General features: G+C 37.2%; 12 protein-coding genes and 1 pseudogene. 5 read left to right on the top strand and 8 right to left on the bottom strand.

Features of this window, described 5'->3' with window-relative positions:
• Positions 1 to 91: 91 nt before the first annotated feature.
• Genes FTV17_RS12895 through FTV17_RS12885 form a run of 3 tightly spaced genes read right to left on the bottom strand, consistent with a single transcriptional unit; the run spans position 92 to position 2084 of the window.
• Positions 92 to 739, bottom strand: a complete 648-nt coding sequence (locus FTV17_RS12895) for a PP2C family serine/threonine-protein phosphatase (RefSeq protein ID WP_180000100.1) — start codon at positions 737 to 739, stop codon at positions 92 to 94.
• A complete protein-coding gene (locus tag FTV17_RS12890; RefSeq protein ID WP_180000099.1) occupies positions 739 to 1443 on the bottom strand; it encodes a hypothetical protein in 705 nt (234 codons plus the stop codon). The genes FTV17_RS12895 and FTV17_RS12890 overlap by 1 nt, the downstream gene beginning before the upstream one ends.
• Positions 1443 to 2084, bottom strand: coding sequence for a hypothetical protein (locus FTV17_RS12885; RefSeq protein ID WP_180000097.1), 642 nt, complete (start codon positions 2082 to 2084; stop codon positions 1443 to 1445). Before FTV17_RS12885 ends, FTV17_RS12890 begins: the two co-directional genes overlap by 1 nt.
• A 232-nt stretch (positions 2085 to 2316) precedes the next feature.
• Here FTV17_RS12885 and FTV17_RS12880 point away from each other — a divergent pair, with 232 nt between their 5' ends.
• Positions 2317 to 2517 (top strand): hypothetical protein, encoded by a 201-nt coding sequence (locus FTV17_RS12880; RefSeq protein ID WP_180000095.1) that lies wholly within the window; start codon positions 2317 to 2319, stop codon positions 2515 to 2517.
• Positions 2518 to 2669: 152 nt separating this feature from the next.
• Here the strand turns inward: FTV17_RS12880 and mnmE are convergent, their stop codons facing one another.
• The 5 genes and pseudogenes from mnmE to rpmH all read right to left on the bottom strand — a co-directional run bounded on the left by mnmE (position 2670) and on the right by rpmH (position 6765).
• Positions 2670 to 4034 (bottom strand): tRNA uridine-5-carboxymethylaminomethyl(34) synthesis GTPase MnmE, encoded by a 1365-nt coding sequence (mnmE, locus tag FTV17_RS12875; RefSeq protein ID WP_180000093.1) that lies wholly within the window; start codon positions 4032 to 4034, stop codon positions 2670 to 2672.
• A gap of 80 nt (positions 4035 to 4114) precedes the next feature.
• The gene (yidC, locus tag FTV17_RS12870; RefSeq protein WP_180000091.1) at positions 4115 to 5869 is read right to left on the bottom strand and encodes a membrane protein insertase YidC; all 1755 of its coding nucleotides are present in this window, start codon (positions 5867 to 5869) and stop codon (positions 4115 to 4117) included.
• Positions 5870 to 5874: 5 nt separating this feature from the next.
• Positions 5875 to 6196, bottom strand: a pseudogene (yidD, locus tag FTV17_RS12865) (membrane protein insertion efficiency factor YidD).
• Positions 6197 to 6205: 9 nt separating this feature from the next.
• Positions 6206 to 6598: a ribonuclease P protein component gene (rnpA, locus tag FTV17_RS12860; protein ID WP_035268604.1), complete on the bottom strand. Its 393-nt coding sequence runs from the start codon at positions 6596 to 6598 to the stop codon at positions 6206 to 6208.
• A 32-nt stretch (positions 6599 to 6630) separates the two neighbouring features.
• Positions 6631 to 6765 (bottom strand): 50S ribosomal protein L34, encoded by a 135-nt coding sequence (gene rpmH / locus FTV17_RS12855; protein ID WP_000831329.1) that lies wholly within the window; start codon positions 6763 to 6765, stop codon positions 6631 to 6633.
• Positions 6766 to 7408: 643 nt separating this feature from the next.
• Here rpmH and dnaA point away from each other — a divergent pair.
• The 4 genes from dnaA (at position 7409) to gyrB (ending at position 13683) form a co-directional block, all read left to right on the top strand.
• Complete coding sequence (gene dnaA / locus FTV17_RS12850) at positions 7409 to 8794, top strand: chromosomal replication initiator protein DnaA (protein ID WP_092768712.1); 1386 nt, start codon at positions 7409 to 7411, stop codon at positions 8792 to 8794.
• A 104-nt stretch (positions 8795 to 8898) separates the two neighbouring features.
• Entirely contained in the window at positions 8899 to 10047 is a 1149-nt protein-coding gene (gene dnaN, locus FTV17_RS12845) for a DNA polymerase III subunit beta (RefSeq protein ID WP_092768709.1), read from the top strand.
• 29 nt (positions 10048 to 10076) lie between these two features.
• On the top strand, positions 10077 to 11159 hold the full coding sequence (recF, locus tag FTV17_RS12840; RefSeq protein ID WP_180000089.1) for a DNA replication/repair protein RecF: 1083 nt from the start codon (positions 10077 to 10079) through the stop codon (positions 11157 to 11159).
• Positions 11160 to 11214: 55 nt separating this feature from the next.
• Positions 11215 to 13683, top strand: a complete 2469-nt coding sequence (gene gyrB, locus FTV17_RS12835) for a DNA topoisomerase (ATP-hydrolyzing) subunit B (protein ID WP_035268615.1) — start codon at positions 11215 to 11217, stop codon at positions 13681 to 13683.
• The last annotated feature ends 234 nt before the right edge of the window (positions 13684 to 13917 follow it).

Raw genomic sequence — 13917 nt, 5'->3', positions numbered from 1 at the left:
AGAATGTAATTAATATAAAATATTAATTACATTAAATAATTTATAAAAAAAATAAAATTAAGAGACTAACCTGTAACTAAATTTACTTTAATTAGAATTTTAAAAATGCAACATCATCTTCCAATAGCACTTCTTTCCCATTCAATAATTTAATCTGTTTTTCTGGTAATAGTTTCCAGAACCCATCTGTTGCAAGAATATATTCATAATCATTAGATGGAATTATGACGTATTCAGGTCTAGCAAATTTTTTGGTAATAAATTGCTTGTAGATAATATGATTAAATTCATTGATCCTCAGTTCTTCTTCTGTCATATCGGGATTTTCCTGAAGTATTGCAGAATGAGGTCTTGTAATCCAATGGATAGTATCATCATCTATAAATCGGCCTAAACGACAATCGCCTAAATAAAATATATGTAAGGTATTAGCTATTTTTATCACTAACACAAAACACATAGCTGCTATTGGAAACTTTCTTTTTATAGACTCTCGAAATGAATTTAACGATTCAATTATTACCGTACTGACATTTTCTATATTGATTTCATGTAATTTAATTTGATTTTTTAAAAAATCAGAAAAATTTTTAACTATTTCAGCACTACCCGCTCTTTGACTGTGGCCATCAGCTATACAATAGAGAGCAGTATTTGTAATAGGGCAAATAATATAATTTGCATCATCAGCCCCATAAGAACTATATAAATTATCTATTAAGCGTATTGGGATGTTCATTAATATGCCTTACCCCAACGATTGATGATTGCATTAATATTTTTTGCAACTCTCATAGATAAAGCACTAGAAACATTTCCCTGGAGCACATATTGCCAATCCGCATGGCTAATCAGTTTTGCGAATTGATTACCTAAATAGTCCTGCAGTTCAGGTTCAGCATCATAAATTTCTCCAATAATTGTTGATCGACCTGCAACGACATTAAGTATGTCCTCTATATCTTTACTAGACATAGGATCATTATTTCCTCTGCCTTGATAAGCTTCAAATTTAGTCGCAAGAAAATAGCATGCGTCTAATATTTTAATTTTCGTATTACTTGGAAGAATATATTCATTAGTATGCTTCATCGACTTTTCATACCAATAATTTGTAAAGCCTAAGATATCTTGATTGATAGGCATAAAATCAACAATGATGTCATTAAGCTTAAATCGACATAATATGTCATCATCTAGATCATTTCTGAATCCTAGTTCCCTTAAAGAATCTTCTAACTTATACCATGCTGTTCTAGTTGAAATATCAACAATTAAATCTACATCATATGTAGCTCTAATACCTTCTTCCGCATTTGGAATATCTAAAAATAAAGCTGTTGTGCATCCACCAATAAATGCCATTTCATCAAGATATTCTTGTGGTAATGCTTGAGCAATTTTATCAAGCATAGATATCAGAATATGACTTTGATTATTCATTAATCCCCCAATATTTTCTTTTCCAATAAATTTATGGCTATATCTTTTTCACGTGCTTTCCCTAATCTGTAAGCATCTATTAGGGAGAAACAATTATAAACAAATTCATCTTGGTATGATGCGAAAGCAATAGTCTTATACATTGGTTCTAAAACTTGTCCATAAGCCTCTCCATACTCAGATGACCAAATAATCTTTGAATTACCAGCAGAAGTTACCTCTTCAGATAATGCTGGACCAGAGAAGCCTGTAGGAATACCTATATCAAATCCTAATAATTTTGGTGGATAAAGATAAGGAACTGCATGTTTTATAAGATTGAATACAGCTTTTTTATTTACCTTCCAATTAAGATCAGCCAGGCTTATAACACCATGATTATTTATAAGAAATAAAAGATTACTTTCTGAACATCTTCTTAAACTTGCACTAACTTCTGTTTTACTAATACCTAAACTCGCCCCTAACCCCCTAACAGAAAACATTTCATAGAATCTCAGATCTATATCATCTTCCTGATATTTATCTTCTTCCTCAAAACGTCCTATTCTAGAATTAGGTGGGTAATGAATTCTTTTTAATAATTCTTTATGTAAACCAATAAGTTTTATCAAAACCAAGAAATCTTGACTTTTTAACATCGTTCACCTCTAAAGCGTCCTTAGTCCTAGGACTAAGGACAATGTATAAAAGAAAATTAAAAAAAAGAAAAGTATTTTTTGTATTTCATAGTCAAAAATAAAGAACCTTTGTAAAAATTTATGAACTAAAAGAGTATTTCTATCTGTTTCATATTTTTATTCATACTATTGATTAATTATTGATTTTAAAAAACAATCTCTATTAATTATACACAGTAGGATTATTTGAATTATGAAGTTTATCTATTTTTTACCTATACTCGCATCCAGTGTCGTTCAAGCTGAAAACTTACCAGTTATACCTGCTCTCCAAGGATGTGGAACATATGAGTTTGGGGTTATTGTGAAGAAGCTGATGCCTAAAGAACAGCATGTATGGTGGGATTACTTATCAAATGAAAAAAATAAATTTTTAAAGTCACACAGCCAATAAGTGACTAAAAAAACCATAGCACTAGATGAATCCATAGAACATATTGGAATAATAAAAAGAAATAAAAATAGAACTAAGTTATTAAAACTTAATGCTATTTAGTATAAATTAAATTTAATTAGAATTTCTTAGAATATAAATATAATCTGAAATTACTTCCCGATACAGAAAGAGCCAAAGATTTTTCCGAGTAAATCATCCGCACTAAAATCACCAGTAATTTCACCTAATGCATTCTGTGCGAGACGTAACGATTCTGCGACAAGCTCGCCTGCATGGTAAACAACAAGTTGTTCACGAGCTTCCGCAAGATAAGATTGAGTGCGCTTCATTGCGTCTAGGTGGCGTGTTCTTGCAATAAAGGTATCTTCTTCAGGCTGAAAGCCTGCATGTGCTGTAATCGCATCTACAAGCGATTGAACACCCATTTCTTGCTTGGCTGAGACCGTAATGTGTCTAAAGCCTTGGAGATCAGCAACTTTAGCTTCACGATCTACTAAATCACATTTGTTAGCGATTAAAATTAAGCGTTTAGGATCGATATAATTAGCAAAGTAGGTATCTGCCAAATGCATCGGATCTTCACCTTGACTCAAATCGTAAACCAAGAGTAGGAGATCAGCATTTTCTATTTCTTTAATCGCTCGACGAATACCTTCTTTCTCAACAATATCTCCCGTTTCACGCAGACCTGCGGTATCCGTCAGGGTAATTGGCAAACCATTTAGGCTTATTTTCTCGTGTAGTACATCACGCGTTGTACCTGCAATATCCGTTACAATCGCACGTTCAACACCAGCCAATGCATTTAATAAGCTCGATTTACCTGCATTGGGTTTCCCTGCAATCACCACTTGTAAGCCTTCACGCAGAAGTTGACCTTGGCGTGCTGATTGTTGTACTGCACCCACTGATGCTTGCACATCTTCCAATAACGCTAAAATTTTTCCATCTGCAAGAAAATCAATTTCCTCTTCCGGAAAATCAATCGCCGCCTCAACATGCAATCGTAAGTGAATGAGTTTTTCTAATACCGTATTTACTTTGGACGAAAATGCACCTTGTAATGATCGTACTGCAGAACGAGCAGCTGCTTGTGAAGTAGCATCGATTAAATCAGCAATTGCTTCGGCTTGGACTAAATCCATTTTTCCATTTTCAAAAGCGCGCATTGAAAACTCACCCGCTTTTGCTGCAATTGCGCCTAGCTCTAACAGTCGGCCCAATAATGTATTTTGAATCACTGGTCCACCATGACCTTGCAACTCAACTACATCTTCACCCGTAAAAGAATTCGGATTTGGAAAACAAATGACCAAACCCTCATCCATGACTTGCCCATTCGCATCAAGAAATTGACGAAATGCAGCATAACGAGCAGGACCGAGTGCCTTACCAGTTAAAGCCTCTGCTATGGCATATGCCTTAGGACCAGACAGTCGAATTACACCTACACCTCCACGACCTGGCGGTGTTGCAATCGCAGCAATAGTGGTTTGATGTTGTAGGTTCGTCATTGAAATGATCTCAAAGCAAGGCAAAAAAAATCCGCCTAAGGATATCACCTTAAGCGGATCGATTCAGCTACTAACAAAACTTAGTTCATAGATGCTGTATCTTCTTTTGCTAAGCGAGCTTTCTCAACACTCTTATTGATCAGACCTTGCTGAAGAATCGTGATCAAGTTGTTGACAATCCAGTAAAGCACAAGACCAGCAGGGAAGAACAATAAGAACACCGTGAAAATAATCGGCATAAACTTAAAGACTTTTGCTTGCATTGGATCTGTCGGCTGTGGGTTCAACATTTGTTGAACATACATCGTCACACCCATCAACAATGGTAGGATAAACCATGGGTCCATTGCAGATAAATCTTGAATCCAACCTAACCAAGGAGCGTGGCGTAACTCAACAGACTCCATGAGCACCCAATACAAAGCCAAGAAAATTGGCATTTGAAGAAGTAAAGGTAAACAACCAGATAATGGATTGACTTGTTCACGCTTATAAAGTGCCATCATTTCTTGTGAGAAACGCATACGGTCTTCACCAAACTCTTCTTTCATGCGTTGCATTTCTGGTGCAATCACACGCATTTTCGCCATAGAGCGATAGCTCTTAGATGAAAGAGGCCAAAGAATAAGTTTCACAAGAATTGTCAACAGAATAATTGACCAACCCCAGTTTCCAACAATGCCATGGAAGAATTGCAAACCTAAGAATAGCAATTTCGCAATTGGCCATAACCAACCATAATCAACCGTTTGATTTAAACCAGTTGCCAAGTCTTTTAATTCAGATTGAATTTTTGGACCTGAGTAGAATGTTGCATCAACAGTCATTGTTTTGCCAGCTGGCACATTAATGGTAGGCGAAGTAAAGCCAATGATATTCATACCATCAGCAGATTTACGTGACTCCATTTTTGCAGAATACGGTTGGTTACCGAAGTTACCAGGCACCCAAGCACTTACAAAGTAATGCTGAACCATTGCAACCCAACCACCTTGAGCCTCAACACTTAACTTTTCTTCATTAAAATTATCAAATTTTAATTTGTTATAGTGCTCATGAGGTGTACCCCAAGCACCACCTAAATAAGTGCCCAGTGTAAAGATTCCTTGATCAGTTTTACCTGGATCTTCAGAGTTATCACGTTTGATTTGACCAAACATTTGACCTTGCCAGTTTTGCTGACTACGGTTAATCACTTGGTAACTTACGTTAACTGGATATGCACCTTCTTGGAAAGTGAACGTTTTGATGATTTCAACACCATCAGCCGTTTTTAATACCATTGGTACTTTTAACACTTTCTCAGCTTCACCATCTTTATTGGTGGTTGCTTGAGCATCAGCTAAAGTATAAGTCGACTTTTCAAACTCAAATGTTGGACGTCCACTACGGCTACTGTCAGGTCCATTTAAACCAATTAAACCTGATTGAGCGACATAAGTACGTTTCTCATCATTTTCAAGCATAACGAACGGTTGTTCGCTATTTTTACTTTTATCATGATTGAGTAGTTCAACACGGACAATGTCACCACCTTTAGGGTTAATCCAAAGATGATATAAATCAGTTTGAACAGCAACTAATTGTTGATTTGCTGTTGCAGGTGTAGTTGTGTCTTGTTGTTCAGCTGCAATATTTGCTTGCGGAATATCAGTTAAACCCGCTGTCGTTTGGCTCGTTGGCAGATCAGCAGAAACATCTTGGGCAACGACGGCAGCAGGTGCTGTCGCAGCAGTTGTTTCAGTTTGACCATAGTCTTTTTGCCAAGCAAGAATAAGCAAATATGCGGTGACAAACATGGCCCCGAGAATTGCAAACCTGGCCCATTGTTGCATATCGATTACCCCAATTGGTTAGAGTGATTTTTGGTTCAATAAACGCTCACGCAAGGGTACAGTAACGTGAGTCATTTGAGAATCTATTTGCTGAAATGAAATAAAACGAATTGCTTTTTTGGGAACAGGATCATATCCACTTCCACCCCACGGATGGCAACGACAAATCCGTCGCGTTGCATACCAGACACCTTTAATCGGGCCATGTATATGAATAGCTTCTAACGAGTATTGAGAACAAGTTGGGAAATAACGGCAACGAGGTCCAAGGAGCGGACTAATCGCAATTTGATAGAAACGAATCAACCAATGCAATATACGGACCATTGGCCACCTCTAACTTTGAGGAGAGGGAACTGATATTTTATGATGTTTTTTTACAAGACGCTGTAGCTTCTGCCATGCAAATTGTAATTGCTTATGCAATTCAGCATTCGGAATTGACTCAATACCTACCTTAGGCATGACCACAATATCCAATAAATCTATATCTTGCTGATTTAAGCGAAAACTTTCGCGAGCAATACGTTTTATTCGATTTCTTTCATGTGCACGGCGCACTTTCTTTTTAGCAACAACAATACCTAAACGGCTTTTAGGCTGTTTAGTCGGTGTAGCTAAAAATAAGAAATGGGGTTGATGCACTTTAAAAAGCGCACCATCAAATACACCTTTGTAATCTGCAGCACAGCGGATTCTCACCTCTGGACTGAAACTATAAAGTGTCATAACACCCAAATCGTCGATAAACTAAACTGGTATTAAACAGTTAAGCTGTGACGACCTTTTGCACGACGACGAGCTAATACTTGACGGCCAGCTTTAGTCGCCATACGAGCACGGAAACCATGAACGCGTTTACGCTTTAATTCAGATGGTTGGAAAGTACGTTTCATATCGAAACTCCAAAGTTGGTGTTCTATAAAGGTTCGCGATTGTATTGTGCATTGTTTGTTCTGTCAATATTAAACAGTATTGTGTAACACTTTTGATGAAAGTTGCTTGACTCTGAGAAAGATACAAATTTGTTAAATAATCTATTTATACACAAAATAAATATATGTTTTTATTATAATATTTGAGTTAACCACAGAAATATCCATAAACTTATACACAAGATGAAATTTAATTATGGCTGGTTTTGAATTTGAATTTAAATTTAAACACAAGGAGTGATTATCCACAGAAAACAGAATCTTATTAAATAAATTCAAATTTATAAATTTAAATTTATTATTGTTAGGGTTGTAATTTTCTATGGATAAGGCATTATTTTTTTTAAAATATATATACTTAGGTTGTTGATAACTATGTTTCCATATTTTTTATAGATTGTGGATAAGTTATTGTTTTTATTTATCCACAGTTTGTGGAAAACCTTATCCACACCCTGTTTTAAATTTAAATTTAGACTTTTAAATTTGATTATTTGTGGTTAAAGTTCAAAATTACTCATGACATATGTGGATAACTTGGGTATGATTGCCTCCCCAATCTCATGGGGTTGTTTTTAAATTTAAATGGAATGAGGGGTTTCACATGCTGTGGACAGACTGCTTAAATCGCTTGCGACAAGAGCTCTCAGATAATGTCTTTGCAATGTGGATACGTCCATTGGTTGCCGAAGAGGTAGATGGTGTTTTAAAGCTTTATGCACCTAATCCTTACTGGACACGCTATATTCAAGAACATCATTTAGAATTAATTAGCATTCTTGCAGAACAAATGTCTGAAGGACGTGTTTGTAAAGTTGAAATTTTAGTCGACTCACGACCAGGCGCGATTTTATCTGCTTCAGAGCAACCAGCGACAACAACTGCAGCGCTTGAGTCTTCAGCAGCAGCACCTGTAGTCAGAGCAAAAAAAGAAAGCAATGAGCAGCAAAATGCAAAAACATCAAAAAAACGATTATTAAATCCTCTGTTTAATTTTGCATTGTTCGTCGAAGGGCGTTCAAATCAGATGGCGGCAGAAACCTGCCGTAAAGTGTTAACTCAGTTAGGCGAACCTCAACATAACCCGTTATTTTTATACGGTCCGACCGGTTTAGGTAAAACACATTTGATGCAAGCAGTGGGTAATGCTTTATTACAAGCTAAACCAAATGCTCGTGTGATGTACATGACTGCTGAAAGTTTTGTTCAGGATTTTGTGAGCTCACTTCAACAAGGTAAAGTCGAAGAATTTAAAAAGAATTGCCGTTCACTAGATCTACTTTTAGTTGATGATATCCATTTACTTGCAGGTAAAGAAGCCAGCTTGGTTGAGTTTTTTTACACGTTTAATGCCTTATTAGATGAATCTAAACAAATTATTTTAACCTCAGATCGCTATCCTAAAGAGTTGACCGAGTTAGATCCTCGTTTGGTATCTCGCTTTTCATGGGGATTATCGGTAGGGGTAGAACCGCCTGATATTGAAACTCGAATTGAGATTTTACTTAAAAAAGCTGAAAGTAATGGTATCGATTTGCCTCGTAACTGTGCGCTCTTTATTGCACAGCAGGTTGTGGCAAACGTACGTGAACTTGAAGGTGCATTAAATAAAGTCGTCGCGATTTCTCGTTTTAAAGGGACACCAATCGACTTAGATGTGGTGCGAGAATCACTGAAAGATGTTCTTGCGATTCGTGCTCGTACTATTAGCACCGAAAATATTCAGCGTGTAGTCAGTGAATATTTTCGTATCCCATTGAAAGAGCTGGTTGGACCTAAACGAACTCGTATTTATGCTCGACCACGTCAGTTAGCAATGGGGCTTGCGCGTGAATTAACGGGCGATAGTTTTCCTGAAATTGGCATGGCATTTGGTGGTCGTGATCACAGTACAGTCATGCATGCCTGTGAAAAAGTGCAGAGTTTGTGTGCTGAAGATCCTATCTTTAATGAAGATTACAAAAATTTAATGCGCTTATTACAAAGCTAAATCTGTTTAAATTCTATTCTTGCAATGCGGCATATTCTGCCGCATAGTACATGATTAAAGTGTTTTAGTCTGTCGTCGATATACTGTTTTAGAGGAAATCCATCGTGCGTTTGAAGATCGCGAAAGAAAGCTTACTCAATGTTTTGTCTCATGTTGTAGGTGCTGTAGAACGTCGCCATACGTTAAATATTCTTTCAAACGTCAAAGTTCAGGTTACTCAAGATGCACTGACGATTACAGGTTCCGATCTTGAAGTTGAACTTGTTGCGAGTACAACGCTTGTAGAGGGAGCATGTTTACAAGCAGGTCAAACCACAGTACCCGCACGTAAATTGATGGATATCTGTAAATCTTTGCCGACAGCAGCACTTATTGATTTACAAATCACAGAAGACCAGCGTTGTATTTTGAAATCTGGTAATAGCCGCTTTGTATTAGGAACATTATCTGCTGAGGATTACCCTTTATTAACGACTGAAAATAGCCAAGGGACTCAAGTTCAGGTGACTGAACGTGAACTAAAACGATTATTTGAAAAAACCTCTTTTGCGATGGCTGTTCAGGATGTCCGTTTTTATCTTACAGGCACTTTACTGGAAATTGATGAAAATCAGCTTCGTGCAGTGACGACAGATGGACATCGTCTTGCTCTTTGTGAAACATTGGCTAGTTCGAATGCTTCGCAGTTAGTGCAAGCAATTGTGCCTCGTAAAGCGGTCGGTGAATTACAGCGTCTATTGAGTATCGAAGATAATCAACTCTCGTTGTTAATTGGTCGTGAACTGCTGAATGTTACTTTGACAATTCCAAGCCGTGATAAAGAGCAGGGTGATATTACTGTTCGTATTACTACAAAATTAATTGATGGTAAATTCCCTGATTATCGACGTGTTATTCCTCGTGGCGGTGATAAAACAGTTACGATTGCACATGATATTTTCAAACAATCATTACAGCGAGTTGCTATTCTGAGTAACGAAAAATTACGTGGTGTATTTTTAAACTTCAATCCAGATTCACTGCAACTTCGTGCCAATAACCCTGAGCAAGATGAGGCAGTTGAAGATCTTGCGATTCAATACAATAATGCACCTATGGAAATGTCATTCAACGCACAGTACATTTTGGATGTATTGAATGTGTTGGATGGTGATGATGTATTAATGACAATGACTGAGGCAAACCAATCTGTATTGGTTCAAGATCCTGCTCATCAAGATCAAACTTATGTCGTCATGCCGATGCGTGTTTAATGTTGTTTTTGATTTAGTTTAATCTGGTCATGTTCATTACGCGTTTAAATATCCAGCGTGTGAGAAATTTAAAAGCGGTTGCACTCCAAGAGTTGCAACCGTTTAATGTTTTTTATGGACAAAATGGTTCAGGAAAAACGTCTATATTAGAAGCAATTCACTTATTGGCCACTGGTCGATCTTTTCGTACACATATTCCTAAACATTACATTCAAAATCAAATGCAGGATGCGATTGTATTTGCACAGTCTGCTACTGAAAAGATGGGTATGCAAAAGCTCATTACGGGTGAGCAAAATATTAAAGTGAATGGGGACAATATTGCTACGCAGGGACAGCTAGCCAAAATTTTACCATTACAGCTTATTGACCCTCTGAGTACAGATATTATTGATCATGGAGCTAAACCAAGACGACAATTGCTTGATTGGTTAATGTTTCACGTGGAACCAGATTTTTACTATACATGGCAATTTTATTCTAGAGCATTAAAACAACGAAACAGCTTATTAAAATCAAAACGTAATCTGACGCTGCAAGATTTAGAAGCATGGAACAAAATGCTTAGTGAGTACGGTGAAATATTACATTTACAACGTCAGTCCATTGTTGAACAGTGGCAGATATTTTTTCAGCAAGATCTTAAAACACTATTACCAGATATCGAGATCCATATGGAGTATGCAGCAGGCTTTCATGTGGAACATGGCTTGGCTGAAGACTTGATTTTGTATCATCAAAAAGACTGCGAAAGACGCTATACAGAATATGGTCCACACCGTGCAGATTTAAAGTTAAAAACCCCAACAGGAGATGCAGATGCCGTACTGTCACGGGGGCAAAAAAAATTATTAATCATGGCTTTAAAATTGTCACAGATCGCAATGTTGCATGCGTCTAATAAGGAAACTGTGGTATTATTAGATGATGTGACAGCAGAATTAGATATAACCGCACAACAACGTTTAATTGAGCGATTGAGCCAACTTGGTAGTCAAGTTTTCATTACCACTTTAGACCATGAATCTGTACAAAAGCATTTGCATGATTTGTCTATTTCTTATCAATTATTCAATGTTGAAAACGGTTCTGTTCAAGTTGTTGTGCAATAATTTTTTGAAGTTTTCTCCATCTTTGGATAGACCTTTTTTTCACTAGGGAGTAACCATGAGTTCAGAAGATCAAGCTGCTTCTCAAACAGAACAAACCATTGAAAAGGCTTATGATTCCTCTAGCATCAAGGTATTACGTGGTTTAGACGCAGTACGTAAGCGTCCAGGCATGTATATTGGTGATACGGATGATGGTACTGGTTTACACCATATGGTGTTTGAAGTGGTGGACAACTCGATTGATGAAGCCCTTGCTGGTCACTGTGATGAAATTCTGGTTACCATTCACGAAGACGAATCTGTTTCTGTCGCAGATAACGGTCGTGGTATTCCCACAGATATTCACCCTGAAGAAGGTGTATCTGCTGCTGAAGTGATCTTAACGATTCTTCATGCGGGTGGTAAGTTTGATGACAACAGCTATAAAGTTTCTGGTGGCTTACACGGTGTGGGTGTTTCAGTTGTAAACGCTTTGTCTAGTAAACTGGAACTCACAATTCATCGTGCTGGTAAAATTCATGAACAAGAATACCGCCATGGTGACCCTCAATACCCTTTAAAGGTGGTGGGCGATACAGATCGTTCAGGTACTCGTGTACGTTTTTATCCAAGTGCTGAAACATTCAGTCAGACCATTTTTAATGTCGATATTTTAGCTCGTCGTTTACGTGAACTGTCATTTTTAAATGCGGGCGTTCGAATTGTTCTACGTGACGAACGTGTTGGTTTAGAACATGTATTTGATTATGAGGGTGGTTTATCAGAATTCGTTAAATACATTAACGAAGGAAAAACGCATCTTAACGATATTTTTCACTTTACCACGCAAGCTGATAATGGCATTGGTGTTGAAGTTGCATTGCAATGGAATGATACGTACCAAGAAAACGTACGTTGCTTTACCAATAACATTCCTCAAAAAGATGGTGGTACTCACTTAGCTGGTTTCCGAGCTGCTTTAACTCGTGGCCTTAATAATTACATGGAAAACGAAAACTTACTCAAAAAAGAGAAGGTTGCGGTTTCTGGTGATGATGCACGTGAAGGTTTAACAGCAATTGTTTCAGTGAAAGTTCCTGATCCAAAATTCTCTTCTCAAACCAAAGAAAAATTGGTATCGAGTGAAGTAAAACCTGCTGTTGAACAAGCAATGAATAAAGCTTTTTCAGAGTATCTTCTTGAAAATCCAGCTGCGGCTAAATCGATTGCGGGTAAAATTATTGATGCAGCACGTGCTCGCGATGCGGCGCGTAAAGCACGTGAAATGACTCGCCGCAAGAGTGCGCTTGATATAGCAGGTCTTCCTGGTAAATTGGCAGACTGCCAAGAAAAAGATCCAGCTTTATCTGAACTATATCTTGTCGAGGGTGATTCAGCAGGTGGTTCAGCGAAACAAGGTCGTAACCGTAAAATGCAAGCGATTTTACCGTTAAAAGGTAAAATCCTAAATGTGGAACGTGCTCGTTTTGATAAGATGATTTCTTCTGCTGAGGTCGGAACACTGATTACAGCATTAGGTTGTGGTATCGGTCGTGAAGAATATAATCCAGACAAATTGCGTTACCACAAAATTATTATTATGACCGATGCGGACGTGGATGGTTCACATATTCGTACGCTGTTATTAACTTTCTTCTTCCGTCAAATGCCGGAATTAGTGGAACGTGGTCATATTTATATTGCTCAGCCACCACTTTATAAATTAAAGAAAGGTAAGCAAGAGCAGTATATTAAAGATAATGATGCGCTTGAAACATATTTAATTTCGAATGCAATTGATGAGTTGGCATTACATATCAGTGCTGACGCACCTGCGATTCGTGGTGAAGCGCTTGCAAAAGTCATTGCTGATTATCAGACATCACAAAAAAGCTTACAGCGATTGACGATTCGTTATCCTGCAACTTTGTTAGATGCTTTACTTGGTTTAGATGCTTTTAAATTAGATCAAAATCAAGATGAAGCTTATGTGACGTCTTGGGCAGAGCAATTGCGTCAAGCAATTGAAACACAACAGCCAAGCTTAAGACCTGAATTCACGCTCGAAGCATTCGAAAAAGAACTCGCAGATGGTTCACGTGAAACACATTATTGGCCACGTTTAACAGTGTATGTACACAACCTTCCTCATCACTATTTATTAGATGCTGGTTTATTGGGTTCAGGTGAATATAAACGTTTACTTCAAAACTCAAAGAGTTGGTTTACGTTACTTGAAGACGGGGCTTATTTGCAAAAAGGTGAGCGTAAAGTCAATGTTGCTAACTTCCATCAAGTATGGCAACAAGTATTGGCAGATTCACGCCGTGGCATGATGATCCAACGCTATAAAGGTTTGGGCGAGATGAATGCAGAGCAGCTTTGGGAAACCACGATGGATCCTGAAAATCGTAATATGCTTCAAGTGACGATTGATGATGCAATTGAAGCAGATCGCATGTTCTCTTGTCTCATGGGTGATGATGTTGAACCACGTCGTGCATTTATTGAAGAGAATGCATTGAATGCAGATATTGATGCTTAATGCTATAAGTTAAAAAAAGCACTCTTAGGAGTGCTTTTTTTGTATCAATCTAAAATCTTAAGTCATTTTTTGGGAATTAATTTGAATAAAATGATGTGCTTGAAGTCACATATTTTATTTATTATATGAAATATAAAGATAATTAAATAAGCATTTACGAAATTAATAAATAATTAAAACTATAAAATTCAATAATTTATAATTGAATAATAAAAAATAGAGCAATAGCTCTAT

It is taken from the genome of Acinetobacter sp. YH12239, assembly GCF_013417635.1.
In the GTDB taxonomy this organism is placed as follows: Bacteria; Pseudomonadota; Gammaproteobacteria; order Pseudomonadales; family Moraxellaceae; genus Acinetobacter.
The sequence above is the reverse complement of the archived record's forward strand: the minus strand, read 5'-3'. Positions and strand labels throughout refer to the sequence as shown.